Source organism: Sphaerochaeta sp. UBA5849, assembly GCA_002432715.1.
GTDB lineage: Bacteria > Spirochaetota > Spirochaetia > Sphaerochaetales > Sphaerochaetaceae > Sphaerochaeta.
Window position 1 is genome coordinate 56,221 of the sequence record DJGJ01000020.1, and the last position, 24,496, is coordinate 80,716.

Sequence of the window (24,496 nt, forward strand, 5' to 3'; positions counted from 1 at the left end):
AACACATACGACCATCACACTAATCCATCATTCACACAAGACTTGTCCATTCTACTCACAAAGTGCATCAGCATACTGATGTTACAAATAAACTCTCACGCAAAAAAATGGAGATTTACGTCATGAAGAAAAAGTTTGTATTGACTCTGGCGCTGGTTCTTATGGTTGCAGCAAGCCTGATGGCTGCCCCTCTCGAAATCACAGGTGAATTTTCTGCAAGTAAACCTTTCACTTTTGATCCGACAGCTGTTGCTCCTGCTAGTGCTGTTAAGCTCAGCAAAGTTTCTGCTAGTACTGATTTTTGGAAGGTTTCAATCGACGGTGGATTGGTAAGCCTCGATGGAGGTATGACTGGCGTCGCTGATATCTATTTGGATAAAGCACTTGCAGAGCAGGGTGTTGACATGGGTGATATGACCATGACTCTTTCTGTTGGTAATAAGGGCGGTTCAGGTATTCTCTCCGTTTATGCTGATCCCAACGACAGTCTTGGTGGACTTTCTTCTGCTGGCGCCAAGCCTGAGACCTCTGAGTTTACTATTGGTTATAACATGGTAACCGTGAAAGCTGGTTTGACTTTTGATGAGGCAAATTGGCCCGTACAGATTTCTGCAAAGTTGGCACCGGTTGATGGTGTGACTGCAACTGTTGGTTATGCAAGTTATGTTTCCGCTACTGATACCAAGGGTGGTATTGGTGGATCTGTTAAGGTTGATGTAGCAGCACTTGCTGACCTCGACTTTGATTTGGCAGTGTCCGTATATGACAAGTACCTCATCGAAAGCGAAGACAATACCTTGTTCGTGGCTGCTGAGGCTGGATTTGGTGATGTTGCTGCTGATGCTGAATTCATCATGGGTGCAACAAATGATCTTATCTTCAATGCTTCTTACAGTGGTATTGAAAATGTTGGTCTTTCCGCTGGTTTGTCCATGACTGACCTTAGCAATATTGACTGGGCAGTTACTGGTGCTGTTGATTACACCATGGGTGGAGTTAAGTACAAGCTTGCCGCTGAGTATGACGGTGGTCTTACCTTGACACCTTCCATCACTATCAAGTTCTAATACTAAACGAAATGAAGTAGTGAAAGTGGCCCATCGTTGATGGGTCACTTTCTATTTCCAGCCTTATCAGTCTTTTCAAGGAGCCCTTTAAGACAATTGTCGTCACCACCGTCCATAACTACCTATCCTCCTTGATATCTGAACAACGCTCAGTCATCTACCCTGTTCGTTCTCTGATTCTCACCTATCTCCCCTCAGGCTTTGTGGAGAGCATCAATTGGGGCATGCTTAGCTATGAAGTGCCTTTGGAAATCTATCCCCACACCTACAACAAGAAACCCCTGAACTACATAGGCTTGGCTGTACAGAAGCAGTATTACTCGCTCTATCTCATGCCAGCTTACATGGATCAGAACGTCTACCAGACATTGATGGCTGCCTTTGAGAAAGCAGGAAAGAAACTCTCTCTCTGGGAAAGTCCTGCATCCGCTTCAATAAGATGGAAGACCTTACTCTAGATTTGATCGGCTCAATTATTGCTTCTCATAGTGTTGAATCGTTTATTCGTGCCTATGAAGAAGCTAGAAAATAGTTACATTTGTTTCTTTGCTACTGAATCGTAAGTAATCTTCAGTGCGTCTCTTACCTGTTGATAGTTGTCATAAAGGTAATTGGTGAGAACTTCAATGATGAAGTAGAAGGGTAGCCTGGTACCCAATTCAGCCTCAAGCGCAGGAATTCTGATAGCAGTAATCAAGAACATATCTGAAAGCTTCACCAGCGGTGACTTCACATGGTTGGTGAAAGAAATAATCTTCGCGTTATATTTCTTTGCTACATTGACGGTATCCAGTATTTCCTTGGTCGTGCCGGAAAAAGAGAATACAAACACCACATCCTCTTCATTAAGCAGCGACACACGGTAGGACTGCATATGATTATCAGCATCGAGGCTTGTGTTGTCAAAACCCATCCTGAGTAATCGGTAGGAGAACTCTTCGGCCATAGGGTAGGATCCACCAAACCCCAATAAAACAATCTTCCTTGCTTGCATGATCGACTGGGCGATATCGATGATGGTCTTGTCGTCGATATTGCGCATCGTCACATTCAACTGTTTGAATACCAGTTTTCTATAACTGCCTAAAAGGGAATCTTCTTCAAGGTCGGATTTTTTTTCTCCGTTGGTATTCTCTGTTGCCAAGCGAATCTTGAAATCCTGAAAGCCTTCACACCCGATCTTTTTGCAAAAACGGATGATGGATCCATAACCAACCTTGCTCTCCTCGATCACCTCAGTGATGGTCTTGAAGATGATATTGGGATTATTGCGGATATAGTCGACCAGCTTGCGTTCAGTAGCGCTGAATTGGTTGCCTTGGCTTTCAATGATATCAGTAATCAACATATGCACCTCAAGGTGAGTATACACACTTTTATTGTTTGTATCATTCGCTGGTAGTTACTTTGCTGCCGTAACGGGGGATACCGGTATAAGGATTCTTTGCACATGCGAAGGTTATCATCAGCGTTTGAAATGCACTCATCATACCAAGTACTGCGAGCATATCCTCCCCAGCAGGGAATCTGATTGTTACAGCCTGATCCAATGCCTTGAAAGAAGAGGCGTCAAAGACTACAAAGGAAAAACCTGCCTTCCTCTGCAGCTCTTCGAAACTCCCAGCCAATTGCCCCAACGTACCATCCTGTCGAAAAAGTACCAAGGTGGTGTCAGAGCTTAATATTTCTGTAGGGCCATGGCGCAATTGGCCTGATTCAAGACAGAGAATGCTTATCCTGCTAAGCTCCTCACACCCGAGAGCGAAGAGATGGGCAATCGGGCTGAATAGACTCCTTCCTGTTGCTACAACCTGCCTGGCTTGAATGAGCAGCCCTAATGCTTTTTCAAGGGATTCAACCGTTTCCGGTCCGCTAAGTAAGGCTCTTTGCAGATCTTTTTTTGTGAAGCATCCAAGAACTTCACATACACTTGCCATCAAGCTTATCGTTAATGTAACACTACGGGTTCCTGCAAAAGCTTTCTCCTCTCCTCCAGAAGCGACAAGCGCATAGGTTTTTCTTCCAATAGTACTGTTACCATTAAGCGTTATGCTGAAGAGCTGGCAGCCTTGAAGAAGCGAAAGGCATCTGACTGTTTCAACAGACTCTCCCGATTGACTGGTGAACAAGACGGGAGCCTTCCAGACAGGAAGAGGGTCATACAAAAACTCTGAAGCACTGATGGCTATTGCCTGAATGCCCACTTTTCTGAGCTGCAATGCAAAAAGTTCATTTGCATAATGTGAGGCTCCCATGCCCAACAAGAGTAATGCCTTGTTGGTTCTAATGGCTTTGGAAAACTCCCTGACACCCTCTTTTGCTGAATCAATACTGATGGATGCATCACTTATCTGCCGATCCATCTCAGCGAGAATTGCCTGAACGCCACTACTATCCTGTAATAGACTTGCATATTTTTCAATCATTGCACGCATATTCATCTCCCTTTACACAAAACGCATGATAAGCCATCAAAGCAGCACCAAGACTGCCTGCTTTTGTTCCGGCCAAACAAGGCTCCAAGCTGGTTCTTCCATAGACTGGAAGCAAAGCATCAAGTCTTTGTTGAACCGGCTTGAGTAAATAAGTTTCAAAAAATCGTTGCATCCCCCCACCGATATAGACACACGTAGGATGGAACAGAATCGCCAACGTACTGATTGAATCAAACAAAGCTTTTTCAAGTTCTTTTGCAAACAAGCGGTCACTTGTTTCCATTGCCTCTTCTGCTTTGCTCCCATAGCGAACCAAGGCATGCTTGTTGATGCCGGTACCAGAAAGTATATGCTCCATACAATTGTTTCGGCCGCAGTAGCAGCAATCTTCAGCCTGTATGCTTGTTGCAATGTGCCCGATTTCTGGATGAATGCCCCCAGGAATCCTGAATAGCTCACCATCAAGGCGAACTGAGACACCAACCCCCGTGCCGAAGGCAATCATCAATGTATCCTTAGGTGCATGGGGTTGTTGGAATACCTCCCCTACATGAGCAGTATTGGCATCATTATCAACCAGGACTGGTACTTTACACTCCTTGCTTAGGAGCTTGCTGATACTATGTCCTTCCAATCCAGGTAGGGTGTAGGGGTTGTCAATCATACCGTTGCGGTAATCTATCGGGCCTGTGCACCCGATACCGATGCCTGCAAGCTTCATGGCATTGGCGTTGGTATGTTTCGTGATTACGTCTTTGCATGCTTTCAGAAAAACATCAATGCCTTGTTGTGAATTCGTGGCAAATGACGATTCGAAGCAGATTTCCTGTTTTTCATCAAGGCCTAGGACCTTGACGGATGTTCCTCCGATGTCCAACCCAACGTAAGCATTCATTCTTTCACCCCGCCTTGTACCAAGCCCCTGATCAGGGCACGTTGGAAAAGTACCCCGATGAGAACAGGCGGAGTAGAGGCGATAACACCTCCGGCAGCAATAAGGTTGTAATTGGATTGTCTGCCTGAAGCAAGATTTGCAATGACTACCGGTAGTGTAATCGCCTCCTTGCTGCTGGTGAACAGCAGAGCATAGAAGTACTCATCCCATGCCATGATCAAGGCCAAGAGGCTTACCGTACCCAAGGCTGGAAGCAGGAGTGGCATTACTACCAAAAGTATACGTTTGGTAATGCCTGCACCATCAATAATTGCAGATTCTTCAAGTTCATACGGGATGGAATCGATATTCGCTTTAATCAGCCACACACAAAAGGGTAGGACGATGGTACAGTACACAAGGGCAAGTGAGACAGAGTTGTCCAACCATCCCATGCGGGTAAGCATGCGGTACAGCGGAAGTGCATATGCTACCGGTGGCAACATGAATGTGAAAATAGCTGCGGTAAGCACCCAGCTCTTCTTTCCCGGGTAGCGGGACAACACCCAAGATGCCGGAATGGTTACCAGCAATGAAACAAAAACAGCGATGAAGGCTGTGGTGAGACTATTACGCAAGGCATTGACAAAGAGTTCTCCTCGACTGTTGATGCCCATGGTCAAGAGGTCCTTGTAACTGGAAAAGTCAAGCTTGGAAGGAATCCACCGTAGTGGCTTTTGGGTCAAGTCGTTTGCACTGCTGAAAGACATAATGATCAGCCAAAGGAAGGGTGCAATCAGATAAACCACCAAGCAAATGACTGCGAGATAGAGGAGTGTGGAGTAGAGAGGTTTTCGTTTCAGCATCTCAATTCTCCTTCCTCGATATGCCCCGTAGGTAGAAGGCTATAAGTATCATTATGAGACAGACCATGATAATGGCATACGCGGCTCCAGAACCCATTCGGGAGTTGGTAAATGCCTCTTGATAAACAAAGATGCTCCCCGATCGTGTCTTGTTCGCAGGCCCTCCCTTGGTCATGACATAGATGATATCGAACACCTTTACAGCTTCAATGATTCTCAGTACCAATGCTACCTGCAAGGAAGGAATAAGATGGGGAAGCGTAATGTAACGAAATCGTTGCAAGGCATTTGCCCCATCAATTTTGGCAGCTTCAATTTGGCTGTCAGGGAGTGATTGCAGGGATGCAAGTGCAATCATGGCAACCAAAGAAAAGTTCTTCCAAACATCAGCGAACATGACAGACCCCAACGCCTTGTCAGCACTTCCCAGCCAACTTATATACTTTTCGATGAATCCCAATTGGAACAGCAAGGAATTCAGTGCCCCATACTCGGGATTATAAATGAGCCTCCACATGATGGCATTGACAGTGGTGGGTACCGCCCAAGGAAGAATAAGGAGAGCTCGCACGACATTCCTGCCGTGAAACGGTTCATTCAGCAGCAAAGCTACACCTGTTCCCAGTACCATTTCCGAAGAGACCACCACCAAGGCAAAGAGAGCCGATACTTTCAAGGCATCATGAAATCCTTGATTCTTGAATCCGGCTATGAAGTTCTGGAAACCAACGAATGTCGGCTGTGAAACATCCATCAATTGGGAATCAGTGAAGCTGAGAACAAAGGTTTGTATGAGCGGCCACCCGATGACGACTCCCATGACAAGCATCATGGGAGCGAGCAACAGGGAATACCATCGTGTTCCCTTCGTAACCATTACTTCAGTCCTTTTACCATCTGAACAGCATCACTGAGAGCTTGTTTCGGAGTTTTTTCTCCATACAATGCTGTCTGGATATGCTGTTGGAAGATTGCGCTGACTTCCTGATAATTAGGAACACTTGGTCTGACATTCATGATGGAGAAAGCTTTCTTTGCTGCGGCCACCAAATCGGTTCTTCCTGCTTGGATTGCCGGGTCGTCGTAGCTGGCCGTCCATACAGGCAACTGGAGATTGGAGTAGGTGTCCTGGACTTCCTTGCTGGAGAGGTAGAGGATATACTGCAATGCTTCCTTGGGGTGCTTGGACTTGGATAGTACGGATAACCCCATGGAACCGCTCATTGCTGCCGACTCCTTGACTCCCTTTGACCCGGGAAGGACCATGACTGCTACATCTTCTTTCTTCAACTTGCTTTCGGCGGGGTCGCTGGCCAAGGCATACATGTAGCCCCAGTTGAGGGTGAATGCAGCATCACCGGTTGAGAATACACGCCGCACATCTTCTTCAAGGTACTCAAGGGAGTTTGGATTCAACAGTCCTTCCTGTTTGAGTGCGACGAGGAATTCAAGAGCTTTGACACCGCTGGTATCGAGAATGTAATTACCCTGTGCATCTTGGAATGAACCGCCAAAGGCTTCCAAGAAGTTCGAGTAGACGCAAATCAGAGCTTCGGCCTGGGCAAGGCTGAATACAAAGGGATACTCAACAATGTTTTTTGCCTTCAGTGCACGGCCCATCTCCACCATCTCCTCGACACTCTTTGGAGCAGTAGTATACCCAGCAGCCTTCAGCATGGTTGGGTTATAGAAGAGATACATGGTATCCAAGAACCAGGGAAGACCGACTACCTTGCCTTTCTTGGTGGTGAAGTTCCAGCCGCCTGCGAGAACACCGTCGCGATATGATTGTGGGATATCAGCTGTGATATCCACAAGCATTCCCTTGCTGTCGTACTCGGTGAACCAGATGTCATCAACCAATACGGCATCATACGAATTGTTCGAGCCGTAAGCGAGCAGTGTCTTGTTTCTGAGCTCTTCGTATGGAACGAACTCGGTGTACACCTTGATGTTCGGATGCGCCTTCATAAAGTCTGCAGTCATGTCATTGACATTCTGTTCTGAATACGCAGCTTGAGCCATCCCGAGGAATCTGAGTTCGATCAATCCGCTTGGGGCGCTCTCCTTTGTTCCTGCACCAAACATTGGAAGCAGGCAGAATAAGCAGAACAATAGTACGAAACCTTTTTTCATGTGTTCCTCCTTGTACAGGGTATCCCTATACGTTTCCTTTTACTTGTAGTATCGGGGAGGATGTGTAAAAAAGCAAGGATAAAATATCCGTAAAAAATAAAAATATGGATAATATATACATTAGCAATACAGGTATTTCTTCTTGGATACCACTTTGATTCATAGGATGAGTGCTTGACGAGGTATAGATCTTGGATTTACAGTAATGCATATTTGAATACGTACATGGAGTTTGGATGTTGCACTCAAATCTGGATTCGGTGATGCAACCCCGGTAAACGGTGTTGTACAAGCTTCCCGGAAAAGAACCTTTCTGAAAGAACACTAACCAACACCCGTCCCGGGGCAATCCTACCAAACAGCGGTAGGCTGTTTTGCATATCTCAACCGGACGGATACCCATGAATACAAATGAACAAACAAATAGTATGCTTTCAGCCTTCGGCTGGAATGAATCTCTCTATGGAGCTTTTTTGCCCTATGCAAACCAAGGCTACATCCCTGTACGAATCAATCGAGAAGGGCGGGGGCTCTTTTGGGGAACCGATGGAGAGCGTCAACTGATACTCGAGCGATCAGGGACATTTCAGAACATGCAGGACCTGGGACTGCAGCCATCACCAGTAGTAGGGGACTGGTGTGCAGTGCAAGTCTATGCATCTGACCGGGGTCTCATCGAAGCCGTGCTGCCAAGGTATACGGTGTTTCACAAACCGGTGGTGCATGAATCGTACGGCATAGAAGGCAAGTCTTTGGAAGTGGTTGCCAATGTCGATCTCGGAGCGATAGTGATGGACACCGTCCATGACTTCAACCTGCGTAGGATCGAGCGCTTTGTCTCGCTGCTCTATGCCGATGGCATTCAACCACTCTTGATTCTCACCAAAATTGATTTACTCCCGGACCCGGAAGACTACCGACAGCGAGTCCTTGCAAGGTTTAACGACCTGCCGGTCTTTCTTGTTGATTCCATCTCTGCACATGGAATCGAAACGTTGTTGAATTATCTTCAGCCTGGTATCACCCTTATGTTGCTGGGCCTCAGCGGGGCAGGGAAGTCAACCCTGGTCAACTGCCTGAGCAATGCGATGGTAGCAAAGACCGGTGAGGTACGATCCCATGATGGAAGAGGCCGGCATACCACTACCAGCAGGCAGCTCTATGTCCTACCCAACGAGACCATCCTCATCGATACTCCCGGCCTTCGGGCCGTAGGGATGAACAGCAGCTGTGGTGATGTTTCCGAGTCCTTCTCAGACATTCATGCACTTGCTCTTCAGTGCAAATTCTCTGACTGCACGCACACAGGGGAACCTGGATGTGCAGTCCAGCAGGCTCTGATGGCTGGAGAGCTCGAACAGGACCGGTTCCTCAATTTTTTGGAATTGAGAGGAGAAGCTCAAAGTTATGAACAAGTCATGGTTGGACGCAAGCAGAAGGACAAAGCTTTGGGGAAGCTGTTGTATCAGTATAGAAGAGGAATGAGGGAGTATGACTGAGGCTGATGATTTTATCTGTGTTCATTGCGGCATGCCTGTCTCCGGCTTGGCGTGGGGTACCAAGCACCGCAATCATTGTCCTCATTGCCTGTATAGCAGGCATGTGGACATGAGACCCGGTGACAGGGCTTGTCTATGCAAAGGAACGATGCAGCCGATTGCTTTATGGCAGAAAGCTGATGGCGAGCTCATGATCCTTCATCGCTGCCAAACCTGTGGGATGATCAAGGCCAACAGGGCGGCTGGGGATGACAATCTTGCATCCCTGCAAGCCTTGTTGCCTAAGATTGTGGGCTGATAGGGAACCCTCATATTTCACAGAACTATGAAGATATGTGGAGTTATGTGAAATCCTATTGAATTGCTAATCGATATCCTTGACCAAGCATCGTTATCTGACGATATTAGAAGTACATCCAGAAAGGATGGTAGGAGTACATATGATGATTTTCAGTCTTGCACTAGGTTTGATAGGACTTTACTTCTTGGTGAAGAGCCAGCCCTCTTTGGTTCCCATCAAGCAACCTACGGCCCTCGAGATACTCAGACGGCGCTATGCTGCCGGACAGATTACCAGGGAAGAATTTTTGATTTTGAGCAGAGATTTACAATAGAGAGGAGGATAACGCAATATGCATGCATTAGTATGGAGTACCGGACGGTTCGCAGGACCTGCATACATGTATAGTGATATGCGCTGGCTTATGGTGCTAGCTTTGCTGGCCATCGTAGCAGCCTTGGTTCTTTCCATTATCGCAATCGTACGAACTTCCAAGAACAAGAAGCAGGAAGATCCCTCTGAAGCTCTGAACATCATTGGTCAGCGCTATGCAAAGGGTGAGTTGACCAAGGAAGAGTATGAGGCGATGAAGAAAGATCTGAAGTAGTCTCTGTACTGTACTGGTGATATCCCGATTGGAGTGCCTTCCAACCGGGATATTTTTCATTTCTACTGCCATGAGACCTTTGTATAGCCATTGTCATCAGGGTTTGACCAGACATCACCGCCATGGCCTGTCACTACGGGATCCCCATCGCCGTTCTGGGTTACCGTGATGAACTGATGCCGATATGATTCCGCCCATTGCAGTATAACCAAAGGGTTTCCCTTTTCATCGAGATGTAGGTCGTCTGCAACCGCCAGGGCATTTTGTACTGTGACATAGTATTCCACCAATTCTCCCATATTAAGGGGGATATCAAACTCAAAGTAGTAATTGGGTGATACCAGTTCTCCTGCTGGAATGTATGAAGAACTCCATCCTCCAGAAGCAGTCTTTACATAGAGAGCACTGATGTAGTAAGCAGAACTTGCGTTAGCGTACGTGACATGAAAGGTTTCAGCATCATTGCTGCATGCTCCAAGGAGCAAGAGTGTTGAGATACTCAGTATCACGGCGAGTCGATGGGCTTTCATAGAATTTCTCCTCTTGATGGTATGGTGGAAAAGTTATAGGCGAACGCCATTTGACAAATTCAAGCCATCGAGCGGCCCATTGCCAGAGCAGCTCATACTCAACTTGTCTGAAGTCAAAGAGAGTAGAATATCAATAGTCCACTGGGTAGTTGAATCGGTAGCCAGCCACTATGACCCTGACAAGATACCTTGGTCATACGAGCCCCCCACTTGATAGGCAAGTGATTCTGTTTCTTCATCCCAGCGGATATCAAGCATGGGGATACTGAGCATAATGCTGGTGTTATGGTTCTTTGTTGAGCAGGGAAAAAGTCTTCATTTCAGCGGTTTCCTTTTGTTCACAACCAATCATCCAAAGCAATACTAATGCAACACATAGGAAATAACGTTTCTTTATCCTCTTGTTCCTTATGATCCGGTTCTGATAGACCACACCCATGAGCAGCCTCCATGTCCTTGTATCAAGAAATGGCAATTAAGGTTGGTTGTTAATGAAGATGGGTTTCCTTTGGAGCAAGGATGGTGAGGAAGCCGAGAGGACATTCTCTGAAGAATTTCAAACTCAATCCTGCTTTGGGGTACTAGAGAGCGGTTATGGTGATTGGATATTCATTCGAATTGACGAGATAGGTTCCAGTAATTATATGTTTCCAGAAAAAGAGAATGTTTCTGTAGAATAACAGAAGTAGACCCAGGCCACGAAAGACGAATCCCGAATAAATCTGGATCTTCCATAATCGTGAATGAGGGTTTTTCTGCTGTACCTTCGCCCCATAGAATGCTCTTTGCGCGAATCTCTGGTATGGTAAAATATGTAGGCCTTTCTTCACACCCGGCCAATGCCAACAAGAGAACACCTTTTTAGTCATGGGTGAGTCCTTTATTATAGTTCAATATGATTTGGGCAATGAAAGCAGGATAGAAGATGTTTTTGGAAATACAAGAATAGTTTCAGAGGCTATGAATGACAATCTCTGAATGTCTGCACTCCCTGTTTTTCTCGTACCGTATGGCAAGAGGAGAGCCCCCCTTTTGGAGGCTCTCCATCCGCTTACATCCTGATCTCCTTTCGCTGGAACAGTACATAGGCCAGTGAGAAGAGAATGATTATTGTGGCAAGGAAAGCGGTCAGATGGGGCCAGATGAGCAGCATGCTCTGAGCAAAGGGAAGGGCACTACCCATTATGGCTCCCTGAAGCTGGGAGAAGAGTACAACGCCCAGCGACCGGGTTGATGGATTGAGAATCGCGATTGCCGATTCAACGTACAATTGATAAGGCGAGACCCTTCCCAGCACAACCTGCAGCTTGGCTGTAGTAAAGCTGTCTCCACCACCCAAGGCATAAGCGAGCAACTGGGCGATCATGGGCCAGAAAATCATGAAGAAGAGCCACAAGGCAATCGCCAACAACGCTGACACTGCGCTCTGACGGAACATGATTGAAGCGGCCATGCCCACCATATACCACAAGAGAGCGTACAGAAGTGTTACTACATAGAAGGCCATTGCCCTGGCGATCTGCTCTCCCGATGGGGGTACACCCAAAAAGAGCATTGCACAGCCGATTACCAGCAGCCAGAGTGCAAGGAGCATGACTGCCATGGCACTTACCGCTCCCAACGCCTTGCCGAAGAGCAGGACGTCGCGATAAATGGGTTGGGAAAGAATTCTTCCCAGCGTTCTATTCTGGTACTCACTATTGATTGCATCGAAACCTAGAGCAATTCCGGTAAGAGGCACCAAGAAAGAGATGAAGGAAAGAAACGATGGAATTGGATCTTGGCTGATCGTAAACAGGTTGAGCAGCATGAAACTGTCTTCCCCCACATAGGTTCGTAGTGTCTGGGCGGCAACATACATGCTTGCCCCTGCAGTCAGGATAATGAGGAGCATCAGGGCGATCATTCTGATGTTTCCGGCATAATCCTGCATCTCCTTAAGCCAAACCACTTTCAAGCCGGTTAGTGCAGAACCCTCACGTTTGTTCATCGCTTGCCTCCTTGAATGCCAACTGATAGATGTCGTTGAGGCTGTGCTGCTTTAATTCCAGTGCATGTAGATTGCATCCGGCACCGATCACCGCCTGTGCGAGGCCGGGTCGGATGTCCTTTTCGGCCTTGATGAGGTAGGTGAGTTCATCTTCTTTTTCTACACTCAATACTCCTTGCTGGTCACTAAGCAGCGGTACAAGGTCGGCTTGGCCATCGACCTGCATTGTGATCAGCACATCACTGCCGAAGTGTTGTTGTGCAAGCTCAGCAACTGTTCCGAAGCTAATCAGCTTCCCGCGTGAGAACAGCCCTACGCGGTCGCAGACCGACTGGACCTCGTCCAGCTGGTGGCTTGAGAGGAGGAACGTCATTCCTTCACTCTCACGCAGGGAAGCGATTAGGGAGAGGAATTCAACAATGCTCTGCGGGTCCAGACCCTGCGTCGGCTCATCGAGTATTGCAATCTTTGGTTGCTTTACCAAGAGCTCTGCCAACCCAAGCCTTCGCTTCATACCGTGGGAAAAGGTGCGTACCTTATCGTCCATACGGGATGAGAGCCTCATTTTCGCCAAGGACGCTGTAATCCGCTGCTTCCTTTGCTCGGCATCCAACCCGAGAAAACGGGCCGTATAGTCGAGGTTCTCATAGGCGGTCATGTATTCATAAAACCCGATGGTATCGGGCATGTATCCTACCTGCTGCTTTACCGCAAGCGGAGTGCGGAAGGGGTCGTGTCCCAGAATCGATACACTCCCTTCCGTGCTCTCCAACAAGCCAAGGAGCATCAGGATGGTGGTGGTCTTGCCTGAACCATTCGGACCAAGCAGGCCAAAAATCTCTCCTTCCTGCAAACTGAAAGAGATGTCATCTACTGCTCGTACACCCTTGCGGTATTGTTTGGTCAGGTGGGAAACGCTTACTACTGTTTCGTTGCCCATTGCTTTCCTCCTGTCAACGTCTTCCGAACTTCTTCACTGCAAAGACCAGCAGAACCGCTGCAAGTGCGATAATGACGATGGAAACGATGCCCCAGACTGAAGAGGTTCGTACAGTAATCCTGAATTGTTCACTTACGTTGCCTGCATTCTTGGAGTTGGCTCTGAGCGTGAGGCTGTAGTCACCGTTGAGAGCTTGTGAGGATGGCTTGAGGGTAGCCTTTACGGTAACAGTCTCTCCCGCCGCCAGCGTTTCAACCACTGCAGGGTTGTAGGAGATGGTCCAGTTGGAAGGTGTATAGCTGGAAAGTTCGATATGCTGGGCGTCTGCTGTTCCGGTATTCTTTAGTTCAAGGTCGAGGACCTTCTCCTTACCAGCCACTGCACTGGAACTCAGAAGACCTCCCTGGCCGGAGAGTGAGAGGGTTGCCTGGCCTTGGACTTCCAACGTAACCGGGATTGACGCCTCTGCTTTTGAGGATCTGGCTGTGATTGTGATGGGATAGGAACCTTCAGATACACCCGCTGAAGGAGTAACCGTCACTTGGATCGACCGTGAAGATCCAGCGCCCAAAGAGAGCGTGTTGATGGTCTTTGAACCATATTGTTCCTTGAAAGAGGCATAGAAGCCCTGGGGGACTGTAGCGTAGAGATCGATGAGGGTTTCACTGGCGCTGTTGTTCCTTAGAGTCACGTTGAAGGTGAAATCAGATTTCGGATCGCCTTTGATGATGGGAAGCTCGGTATCCAATGCGAGACGCTGTGGCAGCTGCTTGCCCATGGTTATGGTCAGCGGCAGAGAGTACGTGTCTCCATTCTCACCGGTTGCATGTACGGAGAAGGTATATACTGCTTCCTGGTTGCCTTCAGAAGGGATGACCCACAGTTGCACGGTGGAAGTACTGTCTGGTTCAGTGAATACTGCGTTAACCAGGCCGCCACCACCGACGAATTGGTACTCCCAACCTTCAGGAAGGCCTGTGAGGGAGAGATTCACCCGCTGAGGTGCCAGATTGTAACTCTTGACTCTCAGATCGAAGGTGATCATATCCGATGAGCTGACATTGAGCGATGGGTAGTTGGTTGCTACCGACAATCCCTGATAGTCGGCGAACAGTGGCAACGTTGCCACAAGAAACACAACAAGTACAGATACCAAACGAATGTTCCGTTTCATGAAGCGTATTCCTCCCAATAGTTTAAAAATCTATAAGGAGTAATAAAATCAGAACAGAAAATCGTCAAGTTTTGTGATTCTTCACACTTCTTGACTGGTTCAAGTAGTTTTCAAGAACTTCACAGAACATACAAATATAAAACGCATAGCATGCGAATATTCTTCATGTATTCTACAAATACAGCAATTACTTAACAATAAAAACAACTATTTGATGATTCATTACCAAATCTCTTCATCGTTCTTGATGATTTTTCATATAAGTGATTCTTCTGTATCGGTGTGGAGACCTATAGCATCCTGTGATTGGATGCGTGGTCCTTATCGCTCAGGAGACGATGGAAGCTGAAGGTTCATAGTCACTCCATCCAGAACATCATGTAAAGTGCCAGGACCAGAATAGTTGACAGTGAGCGTCTCACTTGCATACGAGAACGTTATAGTAACACTAAATGGACCTCTGAGCGTGCTTTCACCATCAACAGGGTCGTGGTATGTGTAAGTTCCAAACCACTTGTCCATTTTCATAATTGAATTCATCGATATAGCAGAGGTAATCATTACCGCCGTCCATACAATGAATATCAATCCAATAATTATCTTCGGATTCATCATACACATAGGCAAAGGAATTGCCTTCATCGTCTTCCCAGTAACTTCCCTCCTGAACCCAGTCTTGATCAATAACCTCATTGAATCGTGGATCCCCTTCCTCACACCCTACCAACATCACCAAAGCCAGCATCATCAGCACCAGGATTCCTTTCTTTGCCATAGTTGACTCCTTCTTCGAAGTAATGGTTTTATACTCTCAGTATAGGATAGGTTTCTGAAAATACAAGAAGTTGATATTGGAATACAGAACAAAACCCCTTGGATTGCTCCAAGAGGTTTGTTTTGTTGAATGTGCTTTTATTCCCTGTTACTTGAACCTGTTCAGTCGCAGTGCATTGAGCACTACACAGACACTGGACATCGACATGGCGAATGCTGCGAACATCGGACTGAGCTGAGGGCCTCCAAAGAGCGTCAACACACCGGTTGCCAATGGAATGCCCAGAATGTTGTAGAAGAACGCCCAGAAGAGGTTCTGATGAATGTTGCGCATCGTCGCCTTGGAAAGCTTGATCGCCTTGATCACGTCAGTGAGGTTGTTGCGCACCAACACGACATCCGCCGTCTCCCTGGCCACATCGGTCGCACTGCCGACAGCAATGCCGATATCGGCCTTTGCGAGGGCGGGGGCATCGTTGATGCCATCCCCGACCATGGCCACCATCCCTTGCTTGGCATACGAGGCGATAGCATCTTCCTTCTGGCCGGGCAGCTGGCCTGCAAGATAGGAATCAACACCAGCCTCCTTTGCAATCGCCTTGGCCGTGCGCTCATTGTCACCGGTAAGCATGACGGTCTTCAACCCAAGCTCCTTGAGTTCTGCAAGCGCTTGTCTTGTCTCCTTGCGAAGCGTATCGGCAATGGCAATGATCCCAAGGAGCTCTTGGTTTTTTGCCACCAAGAGGGGAGTCTTGCCCTGGTCTGAAAGCTTGGCAAGTTCTTCTCTTCTCATCTGGCTTATCTGGATGCCATGCTCCTCCATCAGCTCGATATTTCCGATGCGGATTACTTCATCCCCTAGCTTTCCTTGAATGCCGCGTCCGACCAAAGCCTCAAATCCCTGTACATCAGAGAGTTCAAGTTGCTCTTCCTTTGCCTTTTCCACTACGGCACGGGAGAGGGGGTGCTCGCTTGCCTGCTCTATGCTCGCAGCGAGTGCAAGAACCTGTTTTGTCTCCTTTGCCAGGATGTCCGTGACTTTGGGCTTGCCCTCGGTAAGGGTGCCGGTCTTATCAAAAATGACGGTTTGCACCTGCCTCAGCTGCTCAATCGCAGCAGCATGCCGGAACAGGATTCCCAGTCTTGCCCCCTTGCCCGATGAGACCATGATGGCTATCGGAGTTGCCAGGCCCAAGGAACACGGGCAGGCAATTACCAACACGCTGACGGCTCTCAGGATTGCAATGTCAATTGCAGTCCCTGCAAGAAGCCAGCCAATGAGGGTGAGGACTGAAATGCCCATGACGATTGGAACGAATACGCCGGAAATCTTGTCGGCTACCCTGGCAATGGGCGCCTTCGATCCTTGTGCTTGTTGCACCAGCGTGATGATGTTCGCAAGCGCAGTATCAGAACCGACTTTGCTTGCACGGTATTGCAGGACACCGGTAGTGTTGAGCGTTGCAGCATAGACCTCGCTGCCAAGGCTCTTCTCCACCGGAAGACTTTCGCCGGTAAGCAGAGACTCATCGATTGCGGAAAAGCCTGAGAGCACTACTCCGTCGACAGGCAGCTTCTCACCGGGTTTGACCATGACAATGTCGTCAACCTGTACGTCGGTTGCATCGATGGTTACCTGCTGGCCGTCACGCAGGACGGTGGCTGTGGCCGGAGCGAGCTCCATGAGCTTGCGTATAGCCTCACCAGTCTTTCCTTTGCTGCGATGTTCAAGATAGCGGCCAAGCATGACCAACGTGATGATGGTCCCTACACCTTCGAAGTAGAGATGGTCATGGGCAACCATGTGGTTTCCCCTGAGAATCTCGAAAATGCCCCAAAAGCTGTAGAGAAAACTTGCCGTTGTTCCGATTGCAACCAGGCTGTCCATATTGGGCTCACGCTTGACCAAGGTGGAAAAACCCTTGGTGAAAAACGCAGAGCCTGCAATCATGGTTCCCGCAGCAAACACCAACTGCAAGAGCGCATTCGTCAGATGGGAGAAGGGGAGGGTGAGGCCGAGCATCGGACCCATCGCCAAAACCAACAGGAATACAGTGAGAATTGTGGAAATGATGAGTCTGCGTCCGAGGTTGACCAAATCCCGCTGCTTTTCCTCCTCTCTTGTCTTCTGGTCGACAGTCTCTACGACCGAGTACCCGATTTTCTGCACGGCCTTCTTGATCCCATCCAGATCAAGACTGGAGTCGTCAAAAGCAATCGTTGCTGTTTCCGTGGCCAGATTGACCTGGGCTTTCTCAACACCCTCCAGCTTGTTGAGCGTGCGTTCAACCGCCGAGGAGCAGGAAGCACAGGTCATGCCACCAATTCCTACTTGTATTTCTTTCACGCTTTCACCTCAAAACCAATCTCGGCGATCAAGCGTTTGGCCTCATCGATTGTCTCCTTGTTTGCATGCTTGATCACAACCTTGCCGCTTTTGGCATCGGCCTTTGCGTCCTTGATATCCTCGATCTGAGTCAGTGCATTCACCATCCTGGTCTCGCAACCATTGCAATGCATTCCTTCAGTCATAATTACAGTTTTCATGGTATTGCTTCTCCTTATCCCTCTTGGAAGGGAAATTTTTCATATATTCCTCTAGACAGAGCTACATTTTTCAGCTACTATCGCTCATGTACTCAACAGCGGGCGGTTAACTCAGCGGGAGAGTGCCACGTTGACATCGTGGAAGTCGCCAGTTCAATCCTGGCATCGCCCATCAGCAAGCAGCCAAATCGGTTGCTTGTTTTTTATCTGCGGAAGCTCGACATTACATCCATCAGCTCCTTGATCTTCCCATCCCGCTCGGCCTCATCATTGCTGCGCATGGCATCAACAACACACGTATTGAGATGGTTCTCCATCACCAAATCTTCCACCTTCTTCAAGGCAGAAATCACAGCGGACAGTTGCAAGAGGATGTCGACACAATATCGGTCCTGTTGCACCATATTCCGAATTCCCTTCACCTGGCCCTCGATCCTGGCAAGCCTGGGATCGATCTTTTCTTTGGTCTCAGTTCTCATATTTTTAATATATACCCCCGTAGGGTATTAGTCAAGACGGGTGGATGCAATGGATATCGTGCTTTGATTCATAAAAAATCAGGATTATCTCTCTCTCAAATATATATACCCCACAAGGGTATTGCTATGGAAACTCTTGTTTTCTTTCAGGTTGCACTACCGCTGCCGACTACATCCTGCTCTAGTATGCAGCCGATTGGTGTCCGTACTGCATCGAGTATGCCGATCAGCTCAAGCACATGTACGGCTCTTCAACAGAGCTGCTATTTGCAGGGCACATCAACGACATGTCAAACGACGATCTGCTCGCTTTCCTCGACCAGGCCGGCTTCCTGTTGGTTGATAGAAAGGAGAATATCCTCGCCTCATCGAACGGAGAGACGAAGGACGACTATGTCCGTGACAGGCCGTTGCATCATGTGCAAAGCCTGCTCTCCTATGCAAAAAGGAACAACCTAACGCTTGGTGTTCTCCTGACCACCGCGCAATACCCACAGTGAAGGCAGAAAAGTTCGAGAAAGAGGATTGAGTGTTTTTGCTAATCAGGAATTGTTTCCAATTGTGTCCTATGGATAATACATAACTACTTTAAGTATCAGAAAATATCCTTGTCATAGACTTGTGTGTTGCTCCTTTGTTGGGTATTCTCTTTATAAGTAGACACAAGGAGACAACTATGCCAGGGAAATTTGTAATCACCAAAACACCGAAAGGCTTCTATCGTTTCAGTTTGCTGGCTGCGAACTATCAGACTGTACTTACCAGTAAGAATTACTCATCGCTTGCCACCTGCCGCGATGGAGTGGAGACCATCAAGAAGAATGCACAGGCACCGGTGGAAGATCAAACACTGAAGAATCCCGAGGTTTTGAAATACCCCAAGTATGAGGTGTACCTCGACAATGCAGGCAAGTACCGCTTCCGCCTGCTTGCTTCGAACGGCCTGAACATCGCCATGGCCGAGGATGGCTATGCCTCCAAAAGCGGATGCCTCAACGGCGTCGAGGCCATCAGCCGGGCATCTCTTGATGCAACTGTGGATGAGAGTGCCCTGGAGCAATAAACACTTTCAATGATTCGAGAAGCCCGCCTTTTCTCTTGGGCGGATGTTTTTGTCTCTTGCAATTCTCCAGCGTTACGCCCATAATGCCTACCTGTACATGAAATACCACAAAAGACCACCCCAATTATTACTCATAAGTTTCATTCTTATTCTCTCACTCTCCTCGTGTGCCAAGCGCACTGTTGAACCGCAGGCGCAGAGCTTTCTCATGCTTGGCACCGTGTGCAAAATAACCATCTATGACAAGCCTTCCGAGGAGGCTTTCAGCGCCGCCTTCGCAAGGCTGAGAGAAATCGAGCAGAAGATGACCCTTCACTCAGAGACCAGCGAAATTGCGCACATAAACCACAAATCCGGGATAGAGCCGGTTGCCGTCTCTTCCGATACCTTTGCAGTCATCAAAAAAGCTGTGGAAATCGCACAGGCCAGCGGAGGTGCTTTTGACCCAACCATCGGTCCCCTGGTGCAAGCCTGGGACATCGGGGGTGACAATCCGAGACGACCGACGGAAGAGGAAATCCAGTCCCTGTTGCCGCTTGTGGACTACCGCCAGGTTGTCCTGGATGACCAGCAGCAGTCGGTGTTTCTCAAGCAGCAGGGAATGGTCCTCGACCTCGGGGGCATTGCCAAAGGCTATGCAGCCGACCAAGCAGCAGAAGTCCTTCGCTCGCATGGGGTACAGCAAGCCATCGTGAATCTTGGTGGAAATGTGCTGGTTTTGGGTCGCAAGCCCGATGGAAGTCTGTGGCGCATCGGGGTCCAGGACCCCGAGCAGGACAGGGGAGCCTATGCGATAATCGTGCAACTCGAAGATACCTCGCTGGTGACCAGCGGCCCGTACGAGCGGTTTCTCATCGTGGAAGGGGAGACCTACCACCACATCCTGGACACGACCACCGGGTATCCGGTTGATTCGGACTTTACCAGCGCCAGCATCATCACCCACAGCTCCCTGCTTGCCGATGCCCTTTCCACCAGCGTCTATGCACTGGGTTATGAGAAGGGCATGGCCTTGATCAACTCCTTTGAGGATGTCGAGGCGATATTCTTCACTGCAGACCATCAGATCCTGCAAAGTGAAGGCGTGAAACGGGGAGAGCTGAACTTTACCGTAACCAATCAACAATATCGTATTGTGCAGTAAGGTCGTCATCTTGCCCTAAGCGATGAGGAGCTTTTACACTGGGGCTATGAAACACCATACAGTTCTTCTGATTTTTCTCATGGTATTGGTAGTAGGAGCCTCCGCTTTGTCAGCCTCCTCGTTCGATCGCGGCATTGGAGCACAAGCCGGACAGCTCTCTTCTGCCGGTTTGAGTTTTTATCAGCGTCTGGATAGCACTCGCGCCTTGCTGGCGACTATCGGCTTATCCTTGGATTCCAGTTACTCAGTCACCACCTTTCTCGAATATGGTTTGGGATTTGAGTATCAACATACCTTCTTTGCTGCAACCTATGAAGATTGGTTTGCAAGCAACCTGTATTGGTTTATCGGCCTCAACCATAGCGGTTCGGCAAGCTGGGGCGATACCGCCGATATTGCAAAATCGTACATACCCACGGTGGGTGTTGGCGCCGGCTTCGGCGTCGAACCGACATTTCTAAGCCATTTCTCCCTCCCTGTATCGTTTGGCTACGGAGTATTCTATACAGCAGAGGGATCGTCGGTAGTCGATATGGTCTCGATTACCTTTCTTGCCCAAATCGGGGCGCGATATCGGTTCTGACCTGCATGAAAGGACAGTCTTCCTGTTTTTTGATATCCTTCCAAAGAATTCATCATATCGGTAATAAGGTCTTGAATAATTGATGATATTGGTAGATAAATAGGTAAAAATATTTGAAATAAGCAATTTTCCAATTGGAGGATTATATGACCGGTACACAGCAGGAAATTTCCTACATTGTTCGTGAGCCACGCGAGAAAAACGTCGAGTTGGCTACGAAGCTCTTTTCCATGAAGCAGGCGCATTGCTCCCGACGTTTCCACAGGCAGATACCCGGCTATCGTATGAGCCCGCTGCAGGGGCTGCCCAATCTTGCCACCATGTTCGGGGTGGGCGGCATCTGGACCAAGGATGAGTCCAGCCGCCTGCAGCTCAACAGTTTCAAGGTACTCGGAGGATCCTTCGCCCTGTATCGGTATCTGCAAAAGCAACTGGGCATACTCGGGGAGGACACCCCGTTCGCCTACCTCGCCAGTGAGGAGGTCAAAGAAAAGGTGGGGGACATTACCTTCGCAAGTGCCACGGACGGCAACCATGGTCGTGGCATTGCGTGGGCGGCAAAGCGCCTCGGATTCAAGTGTGTCATTTACGTTCACTCTGAAACCAGCGTACGGCGTATCGATGCGATCAAGAGCAACGGGGCAAAGGTTGTCATCGTCGACGGCAACTACGACGATGCCGTGCGCCAGGTAGCCATTGATGCAGAGAAGAATGGCTGGACGATCATCAGTGACACCAGCTGGGACAACTACACGGAAATTCCGACCTGGATCATGCAGGGCTATCTCACCCTGCTTGCAGAAGCCCAGGAGCAGTTCAGCGGTGTCGGCATCGTAAAGCCGACGCATCTCTTCGTACAGGCGGGTGTCGGGGCTCTTGCTGCCTCGGTCATCGGGTTCTACCATGCCTTATTCGGCCAGGATGCGCCGAAGTGCATCGTCGTCGAGCCTGACAAGGCTCCCTGCATCTACGAAAGCGCCCTGGCAAACGACGGAAAGCCTCATACGGTCACAGGTTCCCTGGATACCATTATGGCAGGCCTTGCTTGTGGCGACCCCAGCCCCATTGCATGGGAGATTTTGAAAGAAGATGCCGATGCATTCATTATTGTCCCCGACTATATTGCCGCCAAGGGTATGAGAATGTATGCGACCCCGCTCAACGGCGATCCGTTCATCATCAGCGGAGAGAGCGGGGCGGTAACCCTGGGAGCCTTCGCTTCGATCATGCAGTACCCCGAACTCAAGGAGCTCAAGGATGCCTTGGGATTGAACAAGGACAGCCAGGTGCTTTTCATCAATACCGAAGGCAATACCGACCCCGTCCACTTCCGCCAGATCATCTGGGAAGGAGCCAACCCGGTACCCAAGCAGTACTGGATCAACCTATAAACGTTCTCGAGCTTAAGCCATACAAAAGAGAGAGCCGTCGTTCAGATGAACGGCGGCTCCTTTGTTGCATTAGGTGGGGCGGTACCATCAGGCCTCTTCGTACAAAAGGTCCAACGTCTCTTGTTTGGGAGGCTTGATCAGAGAGAACACATAGAATGCAATGAGGCTGATCAGAAGAGCGGGGATGATGTTGTTCACCTTCGGGATGGCGGGAAGGACCTTGGTATCCATCAAGAAGAATACAACACTGCCGATCAAGATCGATGCAATGCTTCCGGCACTGGAGGCTTTCTTCCAGAAATGACCCATTACGTACGGGACAAACGTTCCTGCAGCCCTGAGGGTGAAGGAGAAAGCCAGAAGGGTGAGTATGTTGTTTGCATACAGTGCTGTGATCAGGCTGAAGAGGGCGACGATCACCATCGTGATCTTGGTTACCAACATGACTTCCTTGTCCTTGGCTCCCTTGCGGATGAAAATCTTGTACAGGTCGTTGCCGAAAATCGACCCGGCACCCAAGAGGTCGCTGTCGGCCGAGCTCATCGTAGCACTGATGATACCGGCAAACAGAATACCGGTGACCACAGCGGGCATGGTTGCCACCGCCAACGCCGGCAGGGCATACCGGGAGTTGTTCTTAAGAGCATCGACTACACCCGGCTCAAGCAGGTTTTGGTTGAACAGGCTGAGCATCGCCAAGCCAAGGACAACGGGAATGAAAGCGAAAACAAAATTGACGATGGCAGCAATAATCGAACCTTGTACGGCAGCCTTGCCGTCACGGGCCGCATAGTAGCGCGAAACCGCTTCCTGGCCGACGGAGAATGTGGCTACATACATGATTACATAGCCTGCAATCTGCCCCCAGCCACCGATTCCCTTGGTAAGGCTCAGATGTTCGGCGGGTACCGTCTGCTTGACTGTCGCCCAACCTCCGGCCAGCTTCAAAGCGAACGGGATGGCGATAGCCATGCCGATAACGATGAGGAAGACTTGGATGAAGTCGGTCAGTGTTACCGACCACAGGCCGCCCATTACCGCATAGACGGTGATGACCAGCGTGACGATTATCAAGCTGGTTGTATAGTCCAAGCCCAGCATGACTTCCAAAATTGATGCCGAAGCCTTGAACTGGCCTGCAGTCAAGCCGACCAGGGCCGCCATCATGACAATGGCACTGAATCCACCTGAGAACTTGTCATACCTTCTTCTGAAATACTCGGGGACTGTCTTGACCGAAGAGGATCGGAACTTCGGAGCAAGGGGGATCAGGATCACGAATGCAATACCCATGGCGATGATGTACCACGAAGCACTCATGCCCCAGGAACCATACGCATTGGCAACAACTCCCAGCGAGCTGCCTCCTCCGATCTCCGTCGCTGCAAGGGTTCCCGCCATCAACAGCGGACCCAACCGTCTTCCTGCCACCATGAAATCGGTGTTGGTGCTAATCTTCTTTGAAGAGTAGTAGCCAATAGCCAGCATCAAGAGCATGTACAATACTACGATGAGAATAATCGTACCATTCATACCAACGTACTCCTTGTGTTCTGTATATGGTAGTATTTATCCGCGTTTGAACTTTTGTCAATAAAATTATGTAATCCAAAACCCACAAGAAGAAAACTGCAATAATAGTCATAATAAATTACCATTATTGCAGTATAGAGCAAATATAATACAGATAATGCCGAATGTATAATATTCTCGTTTTTTCATTTCCTGGATAGAGTAAAGCATCCCGACCGAAGAGGCTGCCAATCCGAGGGATGACCGGACCAAAATTGGTGAAAGCCGTAGCCCCTCTTCATACCTTGATGTCAAAGTTCTCATTGGGTGCTGACAGCTGGCTCCCATCGGCATTAAGGGTGATGATATCGACAAATACATCCTTTTCTTCGGCTGCCGCACTATAGGTGATTCCCAGCGGATATCCGATTCCCGCATCCAGGTACAACGAACCCAATCCTACATCCAAAACCGCCCCTGATGACAGAGAACCTATTGTGAGCAAGAGTACCAATACAATTCGTTACATATGCAGCCACCTTGGTTGCTTATGCAAACACTTGAATCTGCAAATTGTGTCTAACAGAACAAGTGAGAAAATTAGG

The 24,496-nt window shown here is 48.7% G+C and carries 27 protein-coding genes and 1 tRNA gene; 12 read left to right on the forward strand and 16 right to left on the reverse strand.

Annotated elements, in window-relative coordinates:
- The first annotated feature begins 122 nt into the window (after positions 1 to 122).
- A complete protein-coding gene (locus tag B3K89_RS02935) occupies positions 123 to 1,067 on the forward strand; it encodes a hypothetical protein (RefSeq protein ID WP_345907034.1) in 945 nt (314 codons plus the stop codon).
- A gap of 131 nt (positions 1,068 to 1,198) precedes the next feature.
- Positions 1,199 to 1,525, forward strand: a complete 327-nt coding sequence (locus B3K89_RS02940) for a DUF1801 domain-containing protein (RefSeq protein ID WP_345907035.1) — start codon at positions 1,199 to 1,201, stop codon at positions 1,523 to 1,525.
- Between the two features lie 74 nt (positions 1,526 to 1,599).
- Here the strand turns inward: B3K89_RS02940 and B3K89_RS02945 are convergent, their stop codons facing one another.
- From B3K89_RS02945 to B3K89_RS02970, 6 genes are read right to left on the reverse strand one after another with little or no spacing between them, the layout of a single operon-like run.
- The gene (locus tag B3K89_RS02945; RefSeq protein WP_345907036.1) at positions 1,600 to 2,415 is read right to left on the reverse strand and encodes a MurR/RpiR family transcriptional regulator; all 816 of its coding nucleotides are present in this window, start codon (positions 2,413 to 2,415) and stop codon (positions 1,600 to 1,602) included.
- Between the two features lie 40 nt (positions 2,416 to 2,455).
- Positions 2,456 to 3,502 (reverse strand): SIS domain-containing protein, encoded by a 1,047-nt coding sequence (locus B3K89_RS02950; RefSeq protein ID WP_345907037.1) that lies wholly within the window; start codon positions 3,500 to 3,502, stop codon positions 2,456 to 2,458.
- Positions 3,486 to 4,379: an ROK family protein gene (locus B3K89_RS02955; protein WP_345907038.1), complete on the reverse strand. Its 894-nt coding sequence runs from the start codon at positions 4,377 to 4,379 to the stop codon at positions 3,486 to 3,488. The genes B3K89_RS02950 and B3K89_RS02955 overlap by 17 nt, the downstream gene beginning before the upstream one ends.
- 14 nt (positions 4,380 to 4,393) lie before the next feature.
- Positions 4,394 to 5,242: a carbohydrate ABC transporter permease gene (locus tag B3K89_RS02960; RefSeq protein WP_298506850.1), complete on the reverse strand. Its 849-nt coding sequence runs from the start codon at positions 5,240 to 5,242 to the stop codon at positions 4,394 to 4,396.
- A 1-nt stretch (position 5,243) separates the two neighbouring features.
- Positions 5,244 to 6,119 (reverse strand): sugar ABC transporter permease, encoded by an 876-nt coding sequence (locus B3K89_RS02965; RefSeq protein ID WP_345907039.1) that lies wholly within the window; start codon positions 6,117 to 6,119, stop codon positions 5,244 to 5,246.
- Positions 6,119 to 7,378, reverse strand: a complete 1,260-nt coding sequence (locus B3K89_RS02970; protein ID WP_345907040.1) for an extracellular solute-binding protein — start codon at positions 7,376 to 7,378, stop codon at positions 6,119 to 6,121. Before B3K89_RS02970 ends, B3K89_RS02965 begins: the two co-directional genes overlap by 1 nt.
- A 401-nt stretch (positions 7,379 to 7,779) precedes the next feature.
- On the opposite strand from B3K89_RS02970, the gene rsgA reads away from it, so the two are divergent.
- From rsgA to B3K89_RS02990, 4 genes are all read left to right on the forward strand, one after another.
- On the forward strand, positions 7,780 to 8,877 hold the full coding sequence (gene rsgA, locus B3K89_RS02975; RefSeq protein WP_345907041.1) for a ribosome small subunit-dependent GTPase A: 1,098 nt from the start codon (positions 7,780 to 7,782) through the stop codon (positions 8,875 to 8,877).
- The gene (locus B3K89_RS02980; protein WP_298501855.1) at positions 8,870 to 9,175 is read left to right on the forward strand and encodes an RNHCP domain-containing protein; all 306 of its coding nucleotides are present in this window, start codon (positions 8,870 to 8,872) and stop codon (positions 9,173 to 9,175) included. Before rsgA ends, B3K89_RS02980 begins: the two co-directional genes overlap by 8 nt.
- Positions 9,176 to 9,317: 142 nt before the next feature.
- Positions 9,318 to 9,491 (forward strand): SHOCT domain-containing protein, encoded by a 174-nt coding sequence (locus B3K89_RS02985; protein ID WP_293895473.1) that lies wholly within the window; start codon positions 9,318 to 9,320, stop codon positions 9,489 to 9,491.
- An 18-nt stretch (positions 9,492 to 9,509) separates the two neighbouring features.
- Positions 9,510 to 9,764 (forward strand): SHOCT domain-containing protein, encoded by a 255-nt coding sequence (locus B3K89_RS02990; RefSeq protein ID WP_293895476.1) that lies wholly within the window; start codon positions 9,510 to 9,512, stop codon positions 9,762 to 9,764.
- Positions 9,765 to 9,826: 62 nt separating this feature from the next.
- Here the strand turns inward: B3K89_RS02990 and B3K89_RS02995 are convergent, their stop codons facing one another.
- From B3K89_RS02995 to B3K89_RS03025, 7 genes are all read right to left on the reverse strand, one after another.
- Positions 9,827 to 10,294 carry a hypothetical protein gene (locus tag B3K89_RS02995; protein ID WP_293895479.1) on the reverse strand — a complete coding sequence of 156 codons (468 nt, stop codon included), beginning with the start codon at positions 10,292 to 10,294 and terminating at the stop codon, positions 9,827 to 9,829.
- 1,051 nt (positions 10,295 to 11,345) lie between these two features.
- Entirely contained in the window at positions 11,346 to 12,284 is a 939-nt protein-coding gene (locus B3K89_RS03000; protein ID WP_293892213.1) for an ABC transporter permease, read from the reverse strand.
- Complete coding sequence (locus tag B3K89_RS03005) at positions 12,271 to 13,224, reverse strand: ABC transporter ATP-binding protein (RefSeq protein ID WP_293892210.1); 954 nt, start codon at positions 13,222 to 13,224, stop codon at positions 12,271 to 12,273. The genes B3K89_RS03000 and B3K89_RS03005 overlap by 14 nt, the downstream gene beginning before the upstream one ends.
- A 13-nt stretch (positions 13,225 to 13,237) precedes the next feature.
- Positions 13,238 to 14,398 carry an NEW3 domain-containing protein gene (locus B3K89_RS03010; protein ID WP_293892207.1) on the reverse strand — a complete coding sequence of 387 codons (1,161 nt, stop codon included), beginning with the start codon at positions 14,396 to 14,398 and terminating at the stop codon, positions 13,238 to 13,240.
- A 478-nt stretch (positions 14,399 to 14,876) separates the two neighbouring features.
- A complete protein-coding gene (locus tag B3K89_RS03015) occupies positions 14,877 to 15,173 on the reverse strand; it encodes a hypothetical protein (protein ID WP_293892205.1) in 297 nt (98 codons plus the stop codon).
- 147 nt (positions 15,174 to 15,320) lie between these two features.
- Positions 15,321 to 17,519 (reverse strand): heavy metal translocating P-type ATPase, encoded by a 2,199-nt coding sequence (locus B3K89_RS03020; RefSeq protein WP_293892202.1) that lies wholly within the window; start codon positions 17,517 to 17,519, stop codon positions 15,321 to 15,323.
- On the reverse strand, positions 17,516 to 17,719 hold the full coding sequence (locus B3K89_RS03025; protein ID WP_293892199.1) for a heavy-metal-associated domain-containing protein: 204 nt from the start codon (positions 17,717 to 17,719) through the stop codon (positions 17,516 to 17,518). Before B3K89_RS03025 ends, B3K89_RS03020 begins: the two co-directional genes overlap by 4 nt.
- 100 nt (positions 17,720 to 17,819) lie before the next feature.
- Between B3K89_RS03025 and B3K89_RS03030 the strand changes: the two genes are divergently transcribed.
- Positions 17,820 to 17,891, forward strand: a tRNA-Val gene (locus B3K89_RS03030).
- A 31-nt stretch (positions 17,892 to 17,922) separates the two neighbouring features.
- On the opposite strand, the gene B3K89_RS03035 is transcribed toward B3K89_RS03030, so the two are convergent.
- Positions 17,923 to 18,198: a metal-sensitive transcriptional regulator gene (locus B3K89_RS03035; RefSeq protein WP_293892196.1), complete on the reverse strand. Its 276-nt coding sequence runs from the start codon at positions 18,196 to 18,198 to the stop codon at positions 17,923 to 17,925.
- Between the two features lie 287 nt (positions 18,199 to 18,485).
- On the opposite strand from B3K89_RS03035, the gene B3K89_RS03040 reads away from it, so the two are divergent.
- From B3K89_RS03040 to B3K89_RS03060, 5 genes are all read left to right on the forward strand, one after another.
- Entirely contained in the window at positions 18,486 to 18,698 is a 213-nt protein-coding gene (locus B3K89_RS03040) for a hypothetical protein (RefSeq protein ID WP_345907042.1), read from the forward strand.
- Positions 18,699 to 18,874: 176 nt separating this feature from the next.
- Positions 18,875 to 19,261, forward strand: a complete 387-nt coding sequence (locus B3K89_RS03045; RefSeq protein WP_293890403.1) for a YegP family protein — start codon at positions 18,875 to 18,877, stop codon at positions 19,259 to 19,261.
- A gap of 97 nt (positions 19,262 to 19,358) precedes the next feature.
- Complete coding sequence (locus B3K89_RS03050; protein WP_293890406.1) at positions 19,359 to 20,405, forward strand: FAD:protein FMN transferase; 1,047 nt, start codon at positions 19,359 to 19,361, stop codon at positions 20,403 to 20,405.
- Positions 20,406 to 20,451: 46 nt separating this feature from the next.
- Positions 20,452 to 20,988 (forward strand): hypothetical protein, encoded by a 537-nt coding sequence (locus B3K89_RS03055; RefSeq protein WP_293890409.1) that lies wholly within the window; start codon positions 20,452 to 20,454, stop codon positions 20,986 to 20,988.
- Between the two features lie 146 nt (positions 20,989 to 21,134).
- On the forward strand, positions 21,135 to 22,379 hold the full coding sequence (locus tag B3K89_RS03060; protein WP_293890412.1) for a diaminopropionate ammonia-lyase: 1,245 nt from the start codon (positions 21,135 to 21,137) through the stop codon (positions 22,377 to 22,379).
- Positions 22,380 to 22,466: 87 nt separating this feature from the next.
- On the opposite strand, the gene B3K89_RS03065 is transcribed toward B3K89_RS03060, so the two are convergent.
- Together B3K89_RS03065 and B3K89_RS03070 are read right to left on the reverse strand one after the other, a co-directional pair.
- Entirely contained in the window at positions 22,467 to 23,912 is a 1,446-nt protein-coding gene (locus B3K89_RS03065) for a sodium:solute symporter family protein (RefSeq protein WP_345907043.1), read from the reverse strand.
- 277 nt (positions 23,913 to 24,189) lie between these two features.
- Entirely contained in the window at positions 24,190 to 24,360 is a 171-nt protein-coding gene (locus B3K89_RS03070) for a hypothetical protein (RefSeq protein ID WP_293908904.1), read from the reverse strand.
- Positions 24,361 to 24,496 lie beyond the last annotated feature (136 nt).

Coding starts and splice junctions, on each gene's coding strand:
- B3K89_RS03045 (WP_293890403.1), top strand. CDS start 18,875: ATGCCAGGGAAATTTGTAATCACCAAAACACCGAAAGGCTTCTATCGT.
- B3K89_RS02965 (WP_345907039.1), bottom strand. CDS start 6,119: ATGGTTACGAAGGGAACACGATGGTATTCCCTGTTGCTCGCTCCCATG.
- B3K89_RS03035 (WP_293892196.1), bottom strand. CDS start 18,198: ATGAGAACTGAGACCAAAGAAAAGATCGATCCCAGGCTTGCCAGGATC.
- rsgA (WP_345907041.1), top strand. CDS start 7,780: ATGAATACAAATGAACAAACAAATAGTATGCTTTCAGCCTTCGGCTGG.
- B3K89_RS02995 (WP_293895479.1), bottom strand. CDS start 10,294: ATGAAAGCCCATCGACTCGCCGTGATACTGAGTATCTCAACACTCTTG.
- B3K89_RS02945 (WP_345907036.1), bottom strand. CDS start 2,415: ATGTTGATTACTGATATCATTGAAAGCCAAGGCAACCAATTCAGCGCT.
- B3K89_RS02960 (WP_298506850.1), bottom strand. CDS start 5,242: ATGCTGAAACGAAAACCTCTCTACTCCACACTCCTCTATCTCGCAGTC.
- B3K89_RS02990 (WP_293895476.1), top strand. CDS start 9,510: ATGCATGCATTAGTATGGAGTACCGGACGGTTCGCAGGACCTGCATAC.
- B3K89_RS03040 (WP_345907042.1), top strand. CDS start 18,486: ATGTCAAACGACGATCTGCTCGCTTTCCTCGACCAGGCCGGCTTCCTG.
- B3K89_RS03025 (WP_293892199.1), bottom strand. CDS start 17,719: ATGAAAACTGTAATTATGACTGAAGGAATGCATTGCAATGGTTGCGAG.
- B3K89_RS02980 (WP_298501855.1), top strand. CDS start 8,870: ATGACTGAGGCTGATGATTTTATCTGTGTTCATTGCGGCATGCCTGTC.
- B3K89_RS03055 (WP_293890409.1), top strand. CDS start 20,452: ATGAAACACCATACAGTTCTTCTGATTTTTCTCATGGTATTGGTAGTA.
- B3K89_RS02935 (WP_345907034.1), top strand. CDS start 123: ATGAAGAAAAAGTTTGTATTGACTCTGGCGCTGGTTCTTATGGTTGCA.
- B3K89_RS03000 (WP_293892213.1), bottom strand. CDS start 12,284: ATGAACAAACGTGAGGGTTCTGCACTAACCGGCTTGAAAGTGGTTTGG.
- B3K89_RS03060 (WP_293890412.1), top strand. CDS start 21,135: ATGACCGGTACACAGCAGGAAATTTCCTACATTGTTCGTGAGCCACGC.
- B3K89_RS02985 (WP_293895473.1), top strand. CDS start 9,318: ATGATGATTTTCAGTCTTGCACTAGGTTTGATAGGACTTTACTTCTTG.
- B3K89_RS03005 (WP_293892210.1), bottom strand. CDS start 13,224: ATGGGCAACGAAACAGTAGTAAGCGTTTCCCACCTGACCAAACAATAC.
- B3K89_RS02970 (WP_345907040.1), bottom strand. CDS start 7,378: ATGAAAAAAGGTTTCGTACTATTGTTCTGCTTATTCTGCCTGCTTCCA.
- B3K89_RS03050 (WP_293890406.1), top strand. CDS start 19,359: ATGAAATACCACAAAAGACCACCCCAATTATTACTCATAAGTTTCATT.
- B3K89_RS02950 (WP_345907037.1), bottom strand. CDS start 3,502: ATGCGTGCAATGATTGAAAAATATGCAAGTCTATTACAGGATAGTAGT.
- B3K89_RS03010 (WP_293892207.1), bottom strand. CDS start 14,398: ATGAAACGGAACATTCGTTTGGTATCTGTACTTGTTGTGTTTCTTGTG.
- B3K89_RS03015 (WP_293892205.1), bottom strand. CDS start 15,173: ATGGCAAAGAAAGGAATCCTGGTGCTGATGATGCTGGCTTTGGTGATG.
- B3K89_RS03065 (WP_345907043.1), bottom strand. CDS start 23,912: ATGAATGGTACGATTATTCTCATCGTAGTATTGTACATGCTCTTGATG.